The sequence below is a fragment of the Betaproteobacteria bacterium genome (assembly GCA_016720065.1).
GTDB lineage: Bacteria > Pseudomonadota > Gammaproteobacteria > Burkholderiales > Rhodocyclaceae > SSSZ01.
On the sequence record JADJXY010000002.1, the window covers coordinates 2,426,695 to 2,445,305 of the forward strand.

Sequence of the window (18,611 nt, forward strand, 5' to 3'; positions counted from 1 at the left end):
CCCGCTTCCTCACGGTTTCAGCAAATCCGCGGCAGTTGTTCGCCGCTCAGCCAGTCCACGATGCGCCGGCCGCCAAAGGCGGTGGTCATCTGGACGAAGTGATGGGCATCCTCCCGCACCTCGCCGATGATGGCGGCGTCGACGCCCAGGGGATGGGCCTTGAGGGCGGCCAGCAGCTTTTCGGCATCGCTTCCCGCGCACAGGGCGACCAGTTTGCCCTCGTTGGCCACGTAGAGCGGGTCCAGGCCCAGGAACTCGCAGGCCGCCGCCACCGCCGGCTTCACCGCAAGCGCCTTCTCTTGCAGCATCATGCCCACGCCGGATTGCTTGGCGATCTCGTTCAGCGTCGTACCCAGGCCGCCCCGGGTGGGGTCGCGCAGCACGTGGATGTCGGCGCCGCTGGCCAGAGCGGCTTCGATCAGGCCATGCAGCGCCGCCGTGTCGGAAACGATGGGCGAGTCGAAGCCCAGGCTCTCCCGCTGCGCCATGATGGCCATGCCGTGGTCGCCCAGGGTGCCGGACAGCAGGATGGCGTCGCCGACCCGGGCCTTGCGCCCGGAAAGCTCCCGACCGGGAGGCACCTCGCCGACGCCGGTGGTGGTGATGAAGACGCCGTCGCCCTTGCCCCGCTCCACCACCTTGGTGTCGCCGGTGACGATGGGCACTCCTGCCTCCCGGGCAGCCTCCGCCATGCTCTGCACGACGCGGGCGAGATCGGCCAAGGGAAAGCCCTCCTCCAGAATGAAGGCGGCGGAGAGCCACAAGGGCTGGGCCCCCATCACCGCCACGTCGTTCAAGGTGCCGTGGACGGACAGGCAGCCGATATCGCCGCCGGGAAAGAACAGGGGCGACACCACGTGGCTGTCGGTGGCCATCACCAGCCGGCCTTCGCCGGGATGGGGCAGCACGGCGCCGTCGTCCCCCTGGGCCAGCCATTCGTTGCCCAGCGCCCGGGCGAACAGTTCCTCGATCAACTGGGCCATGGCCCGGCCGCCGGAACCGTGGGCCATGTCCACCTGCCCGTGCTTGATGTCCAGGGGCCGCACGTAACCGGCCCGCACCTTGCCTTCGCTCACAGGGTCTCCTGTTTGTCGTTTTGATGGCGCCGCCAGAGCCAGACCACGGCGCCGACCATCAGCGCGTACCCCAGCCAGCGGGTGATGCCGGCGATTTTCACGTCCTTCGCCAACACCCCCCAGCGCAGGAAGATTTCCGTCCAGTCGTGCTCACCGCCGCCCACCAGGGGCAGTTCCTGGGCGCGGGCATCGGCCATGTAGCGGGCCACGTTGAGGAGATTCTCCCCCAGCCAGACGACCGCCATGGCCAGCCCCGCCGGTTCGCCGCGGCGGGCGAAGTGAATGGCCACTACCGCCGGGAAGGCCAATTGGAAAATGGTCCCGCCATAGACCATGAGGCGGTCGCTGAAAGCGCCGATGATGGGGTGCCCCGCCTCGTGGAAGGCCAGGTTGGCCGAATCGAGCAGGGGAATCCAGCCGTCGCGGGAGGTGGCGTGGACGCCCAGCAGCAGGGCGCAGACCAGGGCCACAGCCACCAGGGCGGCGCCGCTCACCGGCTTCCAGGCGGCGGTGGCTTCTTCGGCGGTGATGATGGGCTCCGGCCTCAAGCGACGTCCTTGTAGCGACCGTAGGTGTAATGGGCAGCACAGGCGCCCTCGGATGACACCATGCATGACCCCACCGGATTCTCCGGCGTGCACACGGTGCCGAAGATCTTGCAGTCCTGGGGCTTCTTGACCCCGCGCAGGATGGCGCCGCATTCGCAGGCCTTGTGATCGGGCACCGACTGGTAGCCCAGCGGGAAGCGCTTCTCGGCATCGAAGGCCTCGAATGGTTTGCGGATGCGCAGGGCCGAGTAGGGCACGACATTGAGGCCCCGCCACTCGAAGGCGCGGCGCAGCTCGAAGACCTCCGCCACCAATTGCTGGGCCTTGAGGTTGCCCTCCCGGGACACGGCGCGGGAGAACTCGTTTTCCACCTCGGCGCGGCCTTCGTTCACCTGGCGGATGAGCATGCGGATGGCCTGCATGACGTCCAGGGGCTCGAAGCCGGCGATGACCACCGGCTTGCGGTATTCCTCGGCGAAGAATTCGTAGGGCCGGCTGCCGATGATGGTGGAGACGTGGGCCGGGCCAACGAAACCGTCCAGGGGAACGGTGCCGTACTGGCGCACCTCCGGCGACTCCAGGATGCTGGAGATGGCCGAGGGCGTGAGCACGTGGCAGCAGAGCACGGAAAAATTGGCGAGGCCGAGGGCCTGGGCCTGCTTGATGGCCACCGCCGTTGGCGGCGTTGTCGTTTCGAAGCCGATGGCGAAGAACACCACCTGCTTTTCCGGGTGCTTCTGGGCCAGGGTCACCGCGTCGGCGCTGGAATAAACCATGCGGATGTCGCCACCCCGGGCCTTGGCCTTCAAGAGCGACAGGCTGTCGGAGGCCGGCACCCGCAGGCAGTCGCCGTAGGTGCACAGGGTGACGCCCTGCTCCAGCGCCAGGCGGATGGCCTGATCGACGCGGCCGATGGGCAGCACGCAGACCGGGCAGCCCGGGCCGTGGATCATGCGCACATTGTCGGGCAGCAGGTCGGAGACGCCGTAGCGGGAAATGGCGTGGGTGTGGCCGCCGCAGAATTCCATGAAATGGTAGCGACGCTCCGGCCGCACCTCGGCGCGGATGGCGGCGGCCAGGCCCTTGGCCACCTCGCCGTCACGGAATTCGTCGATGTATTTCATCAGTGGATGACCGGATCGTCGTCGGGCATCACGCCCCCCATTTCGGCGAAGAGGGCCAGGGTCTTTTCCGCCTCCTCGGGGTCGAGCTTGTTGAGCGCGTAGCCCACATGGACGATGACGTAATCGCCCAGCGCCACGCCATCCACCAGGGCAAGGGAAATTTCCTTCTTCACCCCGGCCAGGTCCACCACGGCATTGTCGCCGTCGCGCAGTTCGATCACTTGGGCGGGAATCGCCAGACACATGGTGCTTGCCCTTTCAGTCGTAACGTCCGCGCAACTGGGCGAGGATGATTTCCTCGTCGGCGACCTTGTACACCACCCGATGCTCGTCGTCGATGCGCCGCGACCAGTAGCCGCTGAAATTGAACTTGAGGGGCTCCGGCTTGCCGATGCCCCGTTCGGCATCTTCTAGCACGGCTCGGATCAAGGCATTGATCCGCCGCAAGCGAGGCCGATCCGACTTCTGCCAATGCAAATAATCCTCCCAGGCCTGGGGGTGGAAGGAAATGATCATTCGTCGATCAACTCCCGGCGCACGATATTGCGGCGATTCTCGATATCTTCGATGGCGTTCATCAGGCGCATGGCGTTCTTGGGGCTGCGCAGCAGATGGGCCGTTTCCATCAGGGACTCGTACTCCTTGAGGGACATGAGAACAGCGGCTTCCGCCTTCTGGCGGGTGATGATGGTGACGTCGTAATCGTTGGCCACCCGGTCGAGTTCGGCGGCCAGATTGTTGCGGGCTTCGGTGTAGGTGATGGCGCGCATGCTAGCTCCTGTACATAACGTTGGACATGTCCAGATTATTGCACAGAACCGCATGATCGTTGCCGGGCCACCCAGGCCTGACCGAGGGCGAGCCCACCGTCGTTGGGCGGCGCCCGGCGGGCTTCCAGCAGGGTCAGGCCGGCGCCTTCCAGATGCCCGCGCAGGGCGGTCATGAGAATGGCGTTCATGGCACAGCCGCCGCCGCAGGCGATGGTCGTCAGCCCCGTCGCTTGCGCGGCGGCGCCGGCCCAGTCGGCCAGTCCCCGCGCCACGGTGGCGTGGAAGACAGCGGCGCCCCGGGCGGCATCGTCGCAGTCGGCGAGAAAGGAGAGCAGCGGCGCGAAATCCAGCCTGTCGGCGGCGGGGATACCCCCGTCGGCCAGCGCTTCCACGACGCCATGGGCGGCGGCGAGGCCCTCCAGCTCCATGGCCGCCTGGCCCTCGTAGCGGGCTTCGGCGCGCACCCCGAGAAGGGCGGCCGCGGCGTCGAAGACCCGGCCCAGGCTGCTACTGGGCGGGCAGCGCAGGTCGCGGGCCAACAGGGTGAGCAGCGGCCCGGCGTCGCGACCGGGGAAGCGCCTGGCCAGCCAGGCACCGATGCGATGGCCGTGACCACCGGCGTGCAGGGCCGAAACCGCCATGCGCCAGGGTTCCCGGGCTGCCCGGTCGCCACCGGGCAGGCGCAGCGGGGCGAGGTGGCCGAGGCGCTGGCAAGCGGCGCCCTCCACCCGCAGCAATTCGCCTCCCCAGGCGCCGCCGTCCGGGCCCAGGCCGACGCCGTCCAGCGCGAGGCCGAGCAGCGGGCCGGCTTGGCCGTGCTCCGCGGCGATGGCGGCGATGTGCGCGTGGTGGTGCCCGACGGCGACGGCGGGAATGCCCCGTTCCGCGGCGAAAGCCTGGGCCAGCCGGGTGGAGGGGAAATCCGGGTGCAGGTCGTGGGCGACCAGATCGGGGCTCACGTCGAGGATGGCCAGCAGGTGGGCGACGGTCTCTTCGAGAAAGCCGATGGCCACCGCATTGTCCAGGCCGCCGATGTGCTGGGAGAGAAAGGCCTGGTGTCCCTTGGCGACGCATACCGTGTTCTTCAGGTAGGCGCCGAAGGCCAGCACGGCGGGGCCGTCTTCCGCCAGGGGGATGGGCAGGGGCGTGTAACCCCGGGCGCGGCGGATAAAGGTTACCGTCCCTCCTCCTTCAAGGGGGGCGAAATCGGGGTTTCGCAGAGCGGCGCTCTGCGCCGATTGAGCGGGCAGGCTATGCAGAGCCTGCCCTGGGAGCTTAGGAGGGGGATGGGGTTTGGAGCGACCGGCAGCAGCCCCATCCCCACCCCGGCCCTCCCCTTGAAGGGGGGGGAGTGTCGGCCGCACTACAGAATCGTCGCAACGCACGACGACGGCCCGGTCGTGGACGAGGTAGGCATCGGCGATGCCGGAAAGGCGCTGCAATGCCTCGTCGTTGGCGATCACCAGGGGCTCGCCGTGGGGATTGGCGCTGGTCATCACCAGCAAGAGGTCGCTGGGGGCGTCGCGCCAGGCGGTGCCGGCGGGGCGGCCGGCGGCCTCGTGCCAGAGCAGCAAGTGGAGCGGCGTGGCCGGCAGCATGGCGCCCAGCCAGACGAGGCCGGGGGCGATGCCCGGCAGATCGGCTTCGCCCTTGGGGCAGAGGACGATGGGGGCCGCCGGGTCCTTCAGCAGCGCGGTCTCGGCCGGGCCGACCCGGGCGAAAGGCGCCAGGGAGGAGGCGTTCAGGGCCATGACGGCGAAGGGCTTTTCCTCCCTGTGCTTCCTCGCCCGCAGTTCGGCGACGGCGGTGGCATTGCGGGCGTCGCAGGCCAGTTGGAAACCGCCCAGGCCCTTGAGGGCGACGATCCTGCCCGCTTGCAGGAGGGCCAGAGCGGCGGCGATGGGGTCTCCTGGTAGTTCTGCACCCCCAGCATCGAGCAGGCGCGGGCGCGGGCCGCAGTCCGGGCAGCAGGTGGTTTCGGCGTGGAAGCGGCGATCGGCCGGATCGGTGTATTCGGCGGCGCAGGGCGCGCAAAGCGGGAAAGGGGCCAGGCTCGTCTTTTTGCGGTCGTAGGGGATGCCGGCACTGACCGTGTAGCGCGGGCCACAGTGGGTGCAGGTGGTGAAGGCGTAGCGCCATCGCCGGCCCGCCGGATCGCAGAGGTCGGCGAGGCAGGCGGGACAGGTCGCGGCGTCGGGGCCTATGGCGGTGCTGACCGGGCCCGACGCACTGTCGACGATGCGAAAATCCAGCGGCGCCCAGTCGTCAGCCAAAGGCTCCCGCGCCACCGAATCGATGCGCGCAAGACGCGGCGCCTCGGCACGCAGGTGTGCCTCGAACTCGGACCAGCGGGGACCGTCGATGGCGACCTCGACGCCTTCCCCATTGTTGCGCACCCACCCCCGCAGGCCGAGCGCCTGAGCGATCCGCCAGACGTGAGGCCGGAAGCCCACCCCCTGGACAAGCCCGCCAATGCGGTACAACCAACCGGCCATGCCCGTTCCCGCGTGAAAAGTTTGAGCTTACGCCCGGTAGCGCTTTTGCGCATTACAGTGCCGCGCGCCTATCCGACGGCCAGCCCCTCTGCTCCAACGTGCGCCGCGACCCTTCCCCCCCCGACGTGCAGCGCTGCGCACCGCGGCAGCGCGCATCGTTGAGCGGCGGTGGCAGAACGCCCGAATGGACCATGGCGCGAATCGTGGCGGCGGTTTCTTCCACCCGCCGCTGCAGCTCGGCTGTGATCTCGATTTGGCGGCGTCGTCGGCTGCTGACGTGGTAGATCGCGCCGCACGGCACGAGCCGCGCCAGCATTTCTTCGAGGCACAGAGCCTGCCCCGCCAGTTGCAAGTCGTCGTTCAGCCATTTGCGCTTGGGACCGTGCTTGTACTCGACGGGATACACGGTGCCGTCGGGTCAGAACTCGACCACGTCGCACTTTCCGATGAGTCCGATGCGGTCGTTCCAGATCGGAAGCGCGTGCTCCACCCGCGCGCCATCGCGCGTGACCGCGTGATCGACCCGGTCGACGCGCGCATGTTCGGCATTGCCGCGCGCCGTATGCAGGTTGTCGGCGAACTCGCCTTCCTGGTAAATCAGGCCGCAGCGCCGTGGGCAGTAGGCGTACTGGTTTAGGGCGGAGAGGTTGACGAACTGGTCTTCGATCATGACCCGGACGGGTCGAGCAGGGTCAGGCCGGAGACGGACTTGAAGTCCGCCACGTTGCCTGTCATCAACGGCAAACCCTCGACCAGGGCACTGGCGGCGATGATGGCGTCGGGCAATTTGATCGCCGACTGGCCGCGCAGCGCGATCACGCGATCCACCACCGCTCGCGTCAGCGCCAGTTCGCCATGCCACGCAGCAGGTTCTCGGCGTCGCGCCGGCTTTGTTCGGTATGCCCGCGCCAGCCGAGGAGTTCCATGGTGGTGATGACCGATACCACCGCCCCGGCGGCCAACGCCTGCTCGACGTTTTCGACGAGGGCCGGCGCAGCGCCGACACTCAGGTAGTCGATCAGAACATTGGTATCGATGAGGCAGCGGCCGCTCATTTTTCGGCGGCCCGCCCGTCCCATTCGGAGCGCATCGTGTTGAACTCGTCGCGCAGGCGTACCGGATCGCCCTTGGGAAAGCTCGCACGTGCCGCTCGCGCCAGCGCAACGATGTCCGAGGCCAGTTCCTGCGTCGATGAGGCTTCGTACATGACGATGATCCGCGCCTGCTTGACATCCGCCGGCAGCTTGTCGCTGCTGACTTCGATTCGGTGATTGACGATGGGCGCGTCGATTTCAACGGCGATCATGGGGTGTCTCCTCGGTTGCGGGTGTGGCCTGGGGGATCAGTCTAGCTTTCGATCACCGGAAATACTACGGCTCGAGCAGTTCCACGCCCGCGGGCAGGCGATCCCGATGGACGGTAACCCCATAGTCGGCGAATGAACGGGGCGCCATCGGCCATAAGGGAAGCGCCCACGACAAACCAGCCGCCACGGCTCACTTGGCCGCCAACTGACGTTCCAGTTCGGCCACCCGACGCTTCAGCGCGTCGACGGATTCCGCGCGCTTGCCGCGCTGCGCTTCCAACCCCTTCTCGATCCAGTCCAGCCAGGCGGCCATGCCGTCGCCGCTGGTGGCGGAAACACGGAACACCGTCAGCTTGGGATTCACCTTACGGGCGTTTTCCTCGGCCAGGTCGGCGTTGAAATCCAGGTAGGGCAGCAGGTCGCACTTGTTGAGGAGCATGACCTCGGCGGCCCGGAACATGTCCGGGTACTTCAGCGGCTTGTCCTCGCCCTCGGTCACCGAGAGGATGGCCACCTTGTGCTGCTCGCCCAGGTCGAAGGCGGCGGGACAGACCAGGTTGCCGACGTTCTCGATGAGGAAGAGCGATGCCTCGGCCGGCTGCAGGCGCTGCAGGGCGTGGCCGACCATGTGGGCGTCCAGGTGGCAGCCCTTGCCGGTGTTGATCTGCAGGGCCGGCACGCCGGTGGCGCGGATGCGCTCGGCGTCGACGGAGGTTTGCTGGTCGCCTTCGACGACGGTGATGGCGAGTTTGCCCCTCAGGGCTTCGATGGTCTTCACCAGCAGCGTGGTCTTGCCGGAGCCGGGGCTGGAAACCAGGTTGAGGGCGAAGATGCCCCGCTCGTCGAACCAGGCGCGGTTGGCCCGGGCATAGGTGTTGTTCTTGGCCAGGATGTCCTGCTCGATCTGCACCATGCGGCTCTGGCTCATGCCCGGGGCGTGGGCACGGGCGGGACCGGTGCCGTAGTCGAGGTCGCCGCCGACGCCGGGAGCGTGGCCGCGGGCGTGCTCACCCCCATGAGCGTGGCTGTGCACCGTGCCGTCGGCGTGGCGATGGACATGGCCGTGGTCGCCGGCGTGCACATGGCCGTGGCTATGGGTGGTGCCGTCGGCGTGGGTGTGCACGTGCGCGTGGGCGCCCTCCAGGGCCGCATCGCCATGACTGTGGGCATGGTCGTCCCCATGCTCGTGGCTGTGGCTATGGACCGTGCCATCGGCATGGACATGGGGGTGATCGTGGGGGTGGAGGGCGTCGCCCTCGACGCGGGTTTCACCCGCACCGCAACCGCAAACCGTACACATCGTCTCGTCTCCTCTCCGCTCACTCGATCTCGATTTCCTTGACCCGCATCTCCGTGCCGGCCGTGGCTTGAACCTGGTGGCTGCCGCAGACGGGGCAGGCCCCCCACAATTCTTCCATGGGCACCGTGGCGCCGCACACCATGCACCAGCCGGCCCCCGCAACCGGAACGATGTCCAGCACCGCTCCCTGGGCGAGACTGCCGTGGGTGACCGCCTCGAAGCAGAAGGCCAGGGATTCCGGCTCCACGGCCGAGAGCCGGCCGATTTCCAGCACCACCGTCTTCACCCGCACTGCGCTCTCGCGCCGGGCCGTCTCTTCCACCAGTTGCAACACGCCCTCGGCGAGGGACATTTCATGCATCGCTCACACTCACCTTCAATTCATGGGGCAGGCAGGGGTCGAGGGCCAGCACCGCCTGCTCCAGGCCACGCCGCGCCGCGTCCTCGTCCGGCCACCGTCTGCCATCCACCAGGGCCGCCAGGGCCGCGGCATCGACAAAATGGCGGTCGGTGGGGGCCCAGACACGGTAGGCCACCACCCGGCCCGCCTCCAGCCGCGCGCCGTGGGTCAACACGCCGCGAGCGGTGAGGGTCTGCCCGACGCCCCAGCCAGCGCCGCCGGCCATCGCCACCGGATAGGGCGCACCGCTGGCCAGGGACCGGGCGGCTTGAACCACCGCGCCCAGGCGCTCGCGGTAGGCTGCGGCCACCGTGGAGGGCCCCTCCGCTGGCGGCGCCGCCAGCGTCGGGTTCTTCCAGTATGGGAGCCAATCGGCGGGGTGCAAAGAAGGGAAATCAAATTCGGCACAAGCCGGACCTTGCCCCAGGACCCCCAGGCAGCGGGCGGCCAGGGAATGCGCTTGAGCCACCCCCGCCCAGGCAGCCGCGGCGACACCGAGCAGCGTGCCTTCCAGGACCCGGTCGGTTGCAGCGCGGAGCCCGGCGCCACCCCGGGCTCCGCGCCAGATGGCGAAGGCCTCGGTGGCCTGAGGAAGGCCGAGGGCCGGGGGCCAGTCGAGGAGGAGGCGCCAGAGGTGCTCGTGCAGCATTTCCGCCCACAAGGGCTGCGGATCGGCCGGCGGCAGGATTCTGTCCCCGGCTCCGGCCAGGGCTGCCTCGGCGGCCCTGCGTTGGGCCTGGGCGCACACACTGAAGAGAACTGGTACGGTCTCGACCACGACTGCGGCGGGCTTTCCCAGGTACAGGCGCGTCACCTGCGGGCGTTGCAGAGCGACTTCCAGGTCCGCGAGCCGCCCCTCGGCGTAACGGGCGCCTACGCTCAGTTGGCCGACCGCATTCATGGGCGAACGCGCCGCAGGGTGCGATGCGAGCGCCCCACCCCGGGCAGCCGAGCCGCGCCAGAAGCGTAGGGCCGTACGATAACGAGACGAGCAAGTCCACAAAGCATGACGAAGGGCAAGGGGCGCCAGGGGGAATCAGGATTATGCCCCACAAGCCTTCGCTGGCCCCCTGCACCGACACCAGGGCATCACCCCGGCACAAGCGGCAGAAAATCGGGGTAAACCGGTACAAATCCCTGATACCGAACAAGCATCGCGGGCCAGAAGCCCCTTAAAATGGCAGCATCGCGTATCACTAAAGTAATAAGAAACACGCGCCGCGGCGCTACCGGGAAAAGTCATGCTCCACCATCGAAATCGCTGGATCTTCGCGGTCCTGTGCGCGGCCCTGGGTTGCGCGCGTGCCATGGCCGAATCCGGGGGTGCCGTACCGGACATGAGCCTGGAAGAACTGCTCAATACGGAAGTCACCAGCGCGTCGCGCAAGGCCCAGAGCCAGCAGAGCGTCGCAGCCGCCGTCTTTGTCATCACCCGCGAAGACATCGCCCGTTCCGGAGCACGCAATCTGCCGGACCTTCTGGCCATGGCACCCGGCATCGAGGTGGCGCGCATCGGCAACGACCGTTGGGCGGTCTCGGCGCGGGGCTTCAACGGACGCTTCGCCAACAAGCTCCAGGTATTGAAGGATGGCCGCAGCCTCTATTCCCCCCTCTTTTCAGGAGTCTTTTGGGAAGTCGAGGATACGGTGCTCGAAGATATCGAACGCATCGAGATCATCCGGGGACCCAACGCGGCAAGCTGGGGATCAAATGCCGTCAATGGAACCATCAACATCGTCACGCGCAAGGCGCGGGACACCCAGGGCGGCTTGGTCGCAGTGCTTGCCGGGAGCGATGACCGAGGCAATGGGGTCGCCCGCTACGGCGCCCCTCTTGGCGAAAGCGGCCACATCCGCGTTTTTGGCAAGGCCGTGAATCGCCGGGCCGGATTCTCCCCGTCCGGCGGGAAGGGGGACGACGAAAGCGACATGGGCATGGCCGGCTTCCGCGCGGATTTCGTTACCGCTCCAGGAAACCGCTTGATGCTCACCGGCGGGGTCGCGCGGCAACACGGCGATGACATTTATCGCTTTGCGGATCCGCTCCAGCCTCCCAATTACATCAACGCGTTGCGCTCGACCCTGCACCTGCACTCGGAGTATCTGCAGGCCCGGTTCGATTCCCTGCAGGACGACGGTTCGGAGTGGTCTCTCCAGGCTTACCTCGTCCACGATTACCTCGATTCCGTACACACCAGCACCCAGCGCAGGACCACCGTCGATCTTGACGCCCAGTACCATTTTTCCCCCTTGGGAACGCACGACCTGATCGTGGGCATCAATGCGAGGAGTTCCCGGGATTCCATTTCCACCGCGTCGGACTTCCTGCGCTTTCGCGACGCCGATCGGGAATTCACCTTGCTGAGCGTCTTCGCCCTGGATGAAATCACGCTGATTCCGGAACGTCTGCGCATCAGCCTCGGCGCGCGACTGGAGCACAACAATTTCTCGGGCGCGGCCTTCCAGCCCACGGCACGTTTCCTGTGGACTCCAAATGCCGACCAAACGGTATGGGGCGCTGTTTCGAGGGCCAATAGAACCCCCTCCCGCGCTGACATGGACACCATCATCGTCGCCAGCGTCATTCCCCCAAGCGGCTCCCTACCGGTACCCCTGCTGGCAACCTATATGGGCGACAACGGCAGATCACTGCGATCCGAACGCATGGATGCGGCAGAGCTGGGCTACCGCCAGCGCTTTGGCCCGAGCTTTTCACTCGACACTTCCGCCTTCATCCACCGCTACCGCGACGTGGTTTCCCTGTCCTCAGGCAGCGTCGACCTGAGCACCCTGGGCCTGGGATACGCCCAGCTTCCCCTCGTTTCCACCAACGACGAGCACGGCCATATCTACGGACTCGAGGTCGCCGCCTTTGCGCAAATCACGCCCGCGTGGCGCCTCCAGCCCAGCTACACCTGGCAACGCGCCAGCATTCGGGGAAGTCAGAATCCGGCCTCGACAAGCCTCGCTTCGCGGGACGAGGGCAAGATTCCCCGCCACATGCTGTCCCTGCGCTCCCAGCACAACCTCGCCAAGGCCCACCAACTGGATTTCTGGCTCAAGTACAAGAGCCGCATCGAGGCCTTCGGCATTCCTGACCGGGCCAACCTGGATGTCCGCTACGCCTGGGCCATCGATCGCTGCACCGATCTGTCCCTCGTCGGCCAGAACCTGCTCCATCGCCGCACCCTGGAGTATCTCTCCGACACTTTGCCGTCGGCGCCGATCGAAATCGGGCGAGGTGCCTACCTCCGCCTGGAACATCGTTTCTGAGCCCGCCATGAGCGCACGCCGCCGGCTGTTCCGCCGGATTCTCGCGGCCGGGCTTGCCCCTTTGTGCCCAAGCCCGACGGGTTTCGCGCAACAGCAGGTCTTGAGCGACCAGCAGTTGCTGGGGGCCTATCTGCTCAACTTCCTGCGTTATGTCGATTGGCCCGAACGCCTGCTCCCCACTCCGGACTCGCCCCTGGTCCTCGGAATCCTGGGGAGCGATGCGGCAGGCGCCTTCACCGGAATCTCGGGAAAGCTCGTCAAGGGGCACCCCGTCTCGGTCCGCCCGGTCCTCGGCGCCGAAGACGCCCGCAGTTGCCATGCCCTCTACGTCCCGGACCAGGACAGCCGGCGTTTCGTCAGCGTGCTGCGCGCCCTGCACGCCAGCCCGGTGCTGACCATCAGCGACGCCGAGGGCTTCATCGAAGTGGGGGGCATGATCGGGCTGGTCCGGACCGACAATCGCCTGCAATTCGAAATCAATCTCGCCGTCCTCTCCCAGGCGCAGTTGAAGGCCAGTTCCCAGCTCCTGCGTCTGGCGCGCAGCGTCGTGGACGGAAGACCGCGGTGAGCGCCAGGGCCACGCGCTCCGAGCAGCCCCTGAGCGCTCGACTTCAGTGGATCGTCGCCCTGGCCATGGGCTTCGGCCTGGTCCTGGTCCTGGCCTACTTCTCCCTCAGCGGCCTGGTGCGGGAACAGGCGGCGCGGATCGGGCAACTGTCCGCACTCGCGGAAGTCATCGCCCGCAATAGCGAAGCGGCCTTGCGCTTCGACGATCCCGACGCTGCCCAAGCCCTGCTCGTGTCCCTCGACCGGCGCGAAGGGGTCGAAGGGGCCTGGATTCTCAAGCCGGATGGCAGCCTGCTAGCCCGTTTCCCTCCCAGTTCGGCCCTGGCCAGTTGGGCTGACTCGCCCGTTCTGGAAGCCAACCTGCCACATCCCTTCACGCTGGCCCAGACCCTGAGGTTGAAGCAGCCCATCGAGGACCGGGGCGAGACTCTGGGAACCTTGATTCTCGCCGTCGACCTCTCGGCCATGTGGGCCCACGCCTACCAGAGCCTGCTTTTCGGCATCGCCGTGACGCTCGTGGCCTTCGCCGTTGCCCTCGGCCTGGCAACGCATCTGCAGCGGCGCATCAGCCAGCCTCTGGTCGACATGGCGCTCACCGCGCGCCGCATCGGCGAGGAGAAACGCTATGACCTGCGCGTCCGGGGAGGACGGGGGATCAGCGAACTCGACACCCTGATCGAAGGGTTCAACCGCATGCTGGACGAAGTCGTCCTGCGGGACTCCGAACTGCAGCGCCACCGCGAGCACCTGGAACTGCTGGTGGCGGACCGCACGGCGGAATTGCGTCTCGCCAAGGAACAGGTTGAATCGGCCAACCTGGCGAAGTCGCAGTTCCTGGCCAACATGAGCCATGAAATCCGGACCCCGATGAACGGCGTCATCGGCATGACCGAAGTCCTTCTCGACACGCCCCTCTCGCCCGACCAGAGACGATTCGCCACGACGGTGCGGACTTCGGCCGACACCCTGCTGCGCCTCATCAACGACATTCTGGATTTTTCCAAGATCGAAGCAGGCAAATTGAGTCTCGAAGACGCCCCCTTCGCCATCCGCCCCCTGGTCGAAGAGGTCGTCCTGGCCCACGCGGGTCCGGCCCAGGACAAGGGGCTCGAAATCGCCTGCGCCATAGCACCGGGAATCCCGCAATCGCTGTGCGGCGACCCCTACCGGCTGAAGCAGATGATCGGCAACCTGGTCAGCAACGCGGTGAAATTCACCGCTGCCGGACAGATCGACATTTTGGTCACCGACCGGCCCGAAGAATTGCCCCCCGGAAGCGCTCTCGGCCCGAACCAATTCGCCGTCGTGGTGAGGGATACCGGCACCGGGGTGCCTGCGGAGGCCGAGACCTCGATCTTCTCCGCCTTTTCCCAGGCGGATACCTCCACCACCCGACAGTTCGGGGGCACGGGCCTGGGGCTGGCCATCGTGCGGCAACTGGCCGAACTCATGCACGGGCAGGTCGGATTCCACAGCACACCGGAACGGGGTTCCGCCTTCTGGATCGTTCTCCCGACGCGACCGGGCCCGACGCCCCACCCGGAGCCGGGCCACGTCGCCCTGCCCATTGCCGGGCAACGCGCGCTGGTCATCCACCCCGGAGATACCGCGAGGCGCCACCTGGTGGCCTGTCTTTCCGTTCTGGGGGCCAGCGCCGCGGAAGCCGCGACGGTCCCCGACAGCTACACGGGGTTCGACCTGATTCTCGTGGACGATTCCCTCGCCGGCCAGATCGGCACGCCGCCACCGGGGCAGCGGGTCATCGCCATGGTTCCGCTCAAAGGAAGCGCCAGCGGCGGGGCGGGTACCGAGGGCCCGGGGGTTCTGCACAAGCCCGTCGTTCTTGAAGACCTGCGGCGCGTCCTCGTTGCCGATGCCCACGCCGATGCCCACGCCAATACGCGCTCGATCGCGAACGCGGTCACGGCGCCCAATCGCGGCCTGAAAATCCTGGTCGTCGAGGACAACCCGGTGAATACCCTCCTCGCGGTCACCCTGCTCGAGCAGCTCGGCTGCACCGTGGCGTCGGCCGAAAACGGGGAAGAAGCCCTGACCGCCGTCCGGAGCGGCGCCGCCTTCGACCTCGTCTTCATGGATTGCCAGATGCCGGTCATGGACGGCTACAGCGCAACCCGCGCCATCCGGGACTGGGAGGCCGCCCGGCCGGAGCGGAAGCCCCTCCCCATCGTGGCCCTGACCGCCAACGCCATGCCCGGTGATCGGGAACGCTGCCTCGCAGCGGGCATGAACGATCATCTTGCCAAACCCTTCACCCGGCCGCAGATCGAAGCGATGCTGAGTCTCCACACCGGCCACCGCCCCCCGCCAGAAAAGGTCGTCACAAGCGAAGCCAGCCCCCCCGAGGCGAGTGCGGCGTTCGATCCCAGCGTGCTTGGAGGATTTGCTGCCCAGGGCGGGGACTCCCTGGCCTCACGCCTCCTGGGCATGTTCTTCACGGAAGCCACCCGTATGCTCAGCGAGATGGAGGCTGCAGAAAGCGTCGGAGACCACGGGCTCTGCCGGCGTCTCGCCCATACCCTCAAGTCCTCGGCGGCCGCCGTCGGCGCCCGGTCCCTCGCCGGCATGGCCCGGGAGGCGGAAGCACTCCTGAGCGCCGGCGACGGCGGGAGCGTCGCCCCCCAGTCCGTCCGGCTCCTCCAGGCCCTCGACCTGGCCCGGCGCGCCGCCACCGATCTTGCGCCGCAGTGGCTTTCCCCGGAACAATGCTCACCATGAACGCACCCCTGGAAACCTGCCGCATCCTGCTCGTCGATGATGATCTGGTTTTGCGCACCATGGCCGCGCAAACACTGGTACAGGCAGGCTTCACCGTCACCGAGGCCGCGAACGGCGAGGAAGGGCTGCGTCTGTGCCGGGAGCTACAGCCTGACCTGGTGTTGCTGGATATCGTCATGCCCGGCATAGACGGCTTCGAAACCTGCAGCCGCCTGCGCAGCCTCCCAGGAGGCCCCGATCTGGCGATCATGATGCTCACCGGCCTGGACGATACCGATTCGGTCGAGCGCGCCTACCGCAGCGGTGCCGACGACTTCATTACCAAACCCATCCACTGGAGTCTGCTCATCCATCGGGTGCGCTTCAATCTGCGGGCGGCAAAGGTCCGCGCCGAGCTGGCCGCGAACCGCAGCCGCCTCGACAATGCGCAGCGTCTCGCCCGCATGGGAAGCTGGGAGTGGTCGCCCGACTCCGGCCTGTTCACCTTTTCCCGGCAACTCCCCGCCCTGGCGGGCCTGAGTGCGGATGCCCTGCAACGGGGAGGCCCCGAGGGGCTGCTCGAGCGCGTCCTGCCCGCGGATCGCGAAGCCCTGGAGGCTGCCCGGGGCTGCGCGCTCACCCAGAGGCGCAACTACCAGGTGCGCTACCGTTACGCCCATCCGGACTCGGGCACCCTCGTCTTTCTGGAGTCGGGCCGCAGCATGGCCGAAAGCGGCGGGAAATCGCACAGGATCGAAGCCATCCTGCAGGACATCAGCGAAACCGTCGCCTACGAAGAGCGCATGCGCTTCCTGTCCTATCACGATGTGGCCACAGGCCTGCCCTCACGCCAATTTTTCCTGGAAGTCGCGGCGCATACCCTGGAGCAGGCCCGCAACGGGTCCGGACAATGCGCCCTGCTGTTCATCGACCTCGACCACTTCAAGGAAATCAATATCGGCCTGGGCAACGACGCGGGCGACGCCATGCTGAAGGCCATGGCCTTCCGCATCATCTCGACCGTACGCGAGGCGAACCGCAAGGGAATGGTCCATACCCCGGAGGGGACCGAAGTCGCGGCGAGAGCGGGTGGCGATCAGTTTCTGGTCCTGCTTTCGCAATTGCGGCGCGAATCCGATGCCTCCACCTTGGCCGAACGCATTCTGGCCACGATTCGTCAGCCCGTTCAACTGGGCAACGAGGAATCGATCATCACCGCCTCCGTCGGCCTTGCCCTTTATCCCGAAGACGGCGGAGACGTGGCCACCCTTCTGGAGCACGCCGAGCAAGCCTGCCACACGGCCCAGAAGCTGGGCCGCGACAGCTTCGCGTTCTGCAGCCATCACGCCGACCAGGCAGCCAGCGCACGCCTGCAGCAGGAAGGCGATCTTCGCCGCGCGGTATCGCAGGGAGAATTCCTCCTGCACTACCAGCCTCGCGTCGAACTCGCCACGGGCCGGATGGTCGGGGCGGAAGCGCTGATTCGCTGGCAACACCCCGAGCGCGGCCTGCTCTACCCGGCGGATTTCATCCCCCTGGCCGAGGAAAGCGGTTTGATCCGCGCCATCAGTCACTGCGTCCTCGAACTCGCCTGCGATCAGATCGCCGACTGGCGCTCCCGCGCTCTCCTGCCCCCCCAGTGGTCCATCGCCATCAACCTCTCGGCCCTGGATTTCGCTGAGGGCGACCTGCTGGTTCGATTGCTGAGCACCATTCGCCTGCGCGGCATTCCCTCCGAATGCCTCACCCTCGAATTGACCGAGACCTCGCTCATGCCCCACGCCGAAGCGGCGGTCCCCAAACTCGCCGCGCTGCGAACCGCCGGATTCCCCATCGCCCTGGACGATTTCGGCACCGGATACTCTTCTCTCGGCTACCTGAAGCGCTTTCCAGTCGACCAACTCAAGGTCGATCGCAGTTTCGTCCGCGATCTCACCACCGACCCCCAGGACGAAGCCATCGTGGGCGCCATCATTTCCCTGGCTCAGCGCTTCGGCTTGCAGGTCGTGGCCGAGGGCGTCGAAACCGAAGCCCAGGCAGCAAAACTGCGGGAACTCGGCTGCCGTCACGCCCAGGGCTATTACTTCGCCAAGCCGATGCCCGCACCCGATCTGGCGCACCTGCTGCAATCGGCGACCCTTCCCGCCCCTACCCACTGAGGGCAATCCCCCTGCGGGCACCATCCGCCCGGCCCCGGGGCGTTTTGATTCCGGTCATTCTGCCGGTACACTGGCGCCCTCATAATTTGCCCCTGATTTTTCGCGGTTTTTTCATGCTGGAAGCAGACAACCTGGAATGCGTGCGCGGCGACCGCCGCCTTTTCGCCGGCGTCGGTTTTCGCGTCGCGGCGGGCGAACTGCTTTACCTGCAAGGCAAGAACGGCGCCGGCAAGACCAGCCTGCTGCGCATGCTCATCGGCCTGCTGCCGCCGGAGGCCGGCACCATCCGCTGGAAGGGCGAACCGATCAGGGTTCTGGGCGACGAGTTCCGGGCCGACCTGTGTTATCTGGGCCACCAGAACGCCATCAAGGAGGAACTGACGCCCCTGGAAAACCTGCTGGCGGCGGCCCGCCTGGCCGAGGAAGACCTGTCCGAAGACGACGCCCTGGACGCCCTGGAACAGGTGGGTCTGGCCGGTCGCGAGGATCTGGCCTGCAAATATTTGTCCCAGGGCCAGAAGCGCCGCGTCGCCCTGGCCCGCCTGGTGAAGGAAAAGCGCCCCCTGTGGATCCTCGACGAACCCTTCGTGGCCCTGGACGTGGCGGCGGTGGAATGGCTGGCCGGCCTCATCGGCGCCCACCTGCAACGGGGCGGCGTGGCGGTGATGACCACCCACCAGGCCGTCGACATCCCCGCCGGAGCGGTCCGGGAATTGCGGCTGTCGTGATGCATCCGGAAACCTCGACCGACCGCTTGCCAAAGCGCGGACTGCTTTGTGCCCCGGACCTCCACGCCACCAGGAAGTCCTCGCGGCGTGACCAACCCGCGGGCGCACCCGGGCGGGCGAGGCGCGGTCGCTTCGACGCCGGGCGTCTTCT

Annotated in this window: 20 protein-coding genes; 5 read left to right on the forward strand and 15 right to left on the reverse strand. The window is 67.2% G+C overall.

Translation table 11 applies throughout. The features are described from left to right. Positions 1-17: 17 nt before the first annotated feature. From hypE to IPM73_14645, 15 genes are all read right to left on the reverse strand, one after another. The gene (hypE, locus tag IPM73_14575) at positions 18-1,010 is read right to left on the reverse strand and encodes a hydrogenase expression/formation protein HypE (GenBank protein MBK8919225.1); all 993 of its coding nucleotides are present in this window, start codon (positions 1,008-1,010) and stop codon (positions 18-20) included. Between the two features lie 62 nt (positions 1,011-1,072). Next, entirely contained in the window at positions 1,073-1,609 is a 537-nt protein-coding gene (locus IPM73_14580; protein ID MBK8919226.1) for a hypothetical protein, read from the reverse strand. 11 nt (positions 1,610-1,620) lie between these two features. After that, positions 1,621-2,748 (reverse strand): hydrogenase formation protein HypD, encoded by a 1,128-nt coding sequence (hypD, locus tag IPM73_14585; GenBank protein ID MBK8919227.1) that lies wholly within the window; start codon positions 2,746-2,748, stop codon positions 1,621-1,623. Then, positions 2,748-2,993, reverse strand: coding sequence for a HypC/HybG/HupF family hydrogenase formation chaperone (locus IPM73_14590; GenBank protein ID MBK8919228.1), 246 nt, complete (start codon positions 2,991-2,993; stop codon positions 2,748-2,750). The genes hypD and IPM73_14590 overlap by 1 nt, the downstream gene beginning before the upstream one ends. A gap of 13 nt (positions 2,994-3,006) precedes the next feature. Further along, positions 3,007-3,264, reverse strand: a complete 258-nt coding sequence (locus IPM73_14595; protein MBK8919229.1) for a Txe/YoeB family addiction module toxin — start codon at positions 3,262-3,264, stop codon at positions 3,007-3,009. After that, a complete protein-coding gene (locus IPM73_14600) occupies positions 3,261-3,518 on the reverse strand; it encodes a type II toxin-antitoxin system prevent-host-death family antitoxin (GenBank protein MBK8919230.1) in 258 nt (85 codons plus the stop codon). Before IPM73_14600 ends, IPM73_14595 begins: the two co-directional genes overlap by 4 nt. Before the next feature lie 35 nt (positions 3,519-3,553). Continuing rightward, positions 3,554-6,013 (reverse strand): carbamoyltransferase HypF, encoded by a 2,460-nt coding sequence (locus tag IPM73_14605; GenBank protein MBK8919231.1) that lies wholly within the window; start codon positions 6,011-6,013, stop codon positions 3,554-3,556. 52 nt (positions 6,014-6,065) lie between these two features. Further along, the gene (locus IPM73_14610) at positions 6,066-6,419 is read right to left on the reverse strand and encodes a Dna2/Cas4 domain-containing protein (GenBank protein MBK8919232.1); all 354 of its coding nucleotides are present in this window, start codon (positions 6,417-6,419) and stop codon (positions 6,066-6,068) included. A 12-nt stretch (positions 6,420-6,431) separates the two neighbouring features. Then, the gene (locus IPM73_14615) at positions 6,432-6,683 is read right to left on the reverse strand and encodes a hypothetical protein (protein ID MBK8919233.1); all 252 of its coding nucleotides are present in this window, start codon (positions 6,681-6,683) and stop codon (positions 6,432-6,434) included. Then, positions 6,680-6,841, reverse strand: coding sequence for a hypothetical protein (locus IPM73_14620; protein ID MBK8919234.1), 162 nt, complete (start codon positions 6,839-6,841; stop codon positions 6,680-6,682). Before IPM73_14620 ends, IPM73_14615 begins: the two co-directional genes overlap by 4 nt. 11 nt (positions 6,842-6,852) lie before the next feature. Further along, positions 6,853-7,068, reverse strand: coding sequence for a hypothetical protein (locus tag IPM73_14625; GenBank protein ID MBK8919235.1), 216 nt, complete (start codon positions 7,066-7,068; stop codon positions 6,853-6,855). Continuing rightward, entirely contained in the window at positions 7,065-7,319 is a 255-nt protein-coding gene (locus IPM73_14630; protein ID MBK8919236.1) for a hypothetical protein, read from the reverse strand. The genes IPM73_14625 and IPM73_14630 overlap by 4 nt, the downstream gene beginning before the upstream one ends. Before the next feature lie 190 nt (positions 7,320-7,509). Next, complete coding sequence (gene hypB, locus IPM73_14635; GenBank protein ID MBK8919237.1) at positions 7,510-8,400, reverse strand: hydrogenase nickel incorporation protein HypB; 891 nt, start codon at positions 8,398-8,400, stop codon at positions 7,510-7,512. Positions 8,401-8,638: 238 nt separating this feature from the next. Continuing rightward, a complete protein-coding gene (gene hypA, locus IPM73_14640) occupies positions 8,639-8,980 on the reverse strand; it encodes a hydrogenase maturation nickel metallochaperone HypA (GenBank protein MBK8919238.1) in 342 nt (113 codons plus the stop codon). Continuing rightward, entirely contained in the window at positions 8,973-9,920 is a 948-nt protein-coding gene (locus IPM73_14645) for a hypothetical protein (protein MBK8919239.1), read from the reverse strand. Before IPM73_14645 ends, hypA begins: the two co-directional genes overlap by 8 nt. A gap of 340 nt (positions 9,921-10,260) precedes the next feature. Between IPM73_14645 and IPM73_14650 the strand changes: the two genes are divergently transcribed. The 5 genes from IPM73_14650 to ccmA all read left to right on the forward strand — a co-directional run bounded on the left by IPM73_14650 (position 10,261) and on the right by ccmA (position 18,460). Next, positions 10,261-12,291: a TonB-dependent receptor gene (locus tag IPM73_14650; GenBank protein MBK8919240.1), complete on the forward strand. Its 2,031-nt coding sequence runs from the start codon at positions 10,261-10,263 to the stop codon at positions 12,289-12,291. Positions 12,292-12,298: 7 nt separating this feature from the next. Beyond that, positions 12,299-12,859, forward strand: a complete 561-nt coding sequence (locus IPM73_14655; protein MBK8919241.1) for a YfiR family protein — start codon at positions 12,299-12,301, stop codon at positions 12,857-12,859. Then, entirely contained in the window at positions 12,856-15,594 is a 2,739-nt protein-coding gene (locus tag IPM73_14660) for a response regulator (protein MBK8919242.1), read from the forward strand. Before IPM73_14655 ends, IPM73_14660 begins: the two co-directional genes overlap by 4 nt. Next, positions 15,591-17,732 carry an EAL domain-containing protein gene (locus IPM73_14665; protein ID MBK8919243.1) on the forward strand — a complete coding sequence of 714 codons (2,142 nt, stop codon included), beginning with the start codon at positions 15,591-15,593 and terminating at the stop codon, positions 17,730-17,732. Before IPM73_14660 ends, IPM73_14665 begins: the two co-directional genes overlap by 4 nt. Positions 17,733-17,845: 113 nt before the next feature. Then, entirely contained in the window at positions 17,846-18,460 is a 615-nt protein-coding gene (gene ccmA, locus IPM73_14670; GenBank protein MBK8919244.1) for a cytochrome c biogenesis heme-transporting ATPase CcmA, read from the forward strand. Positions 18,461-18,611: the final 151 nt, after the last annotated feature.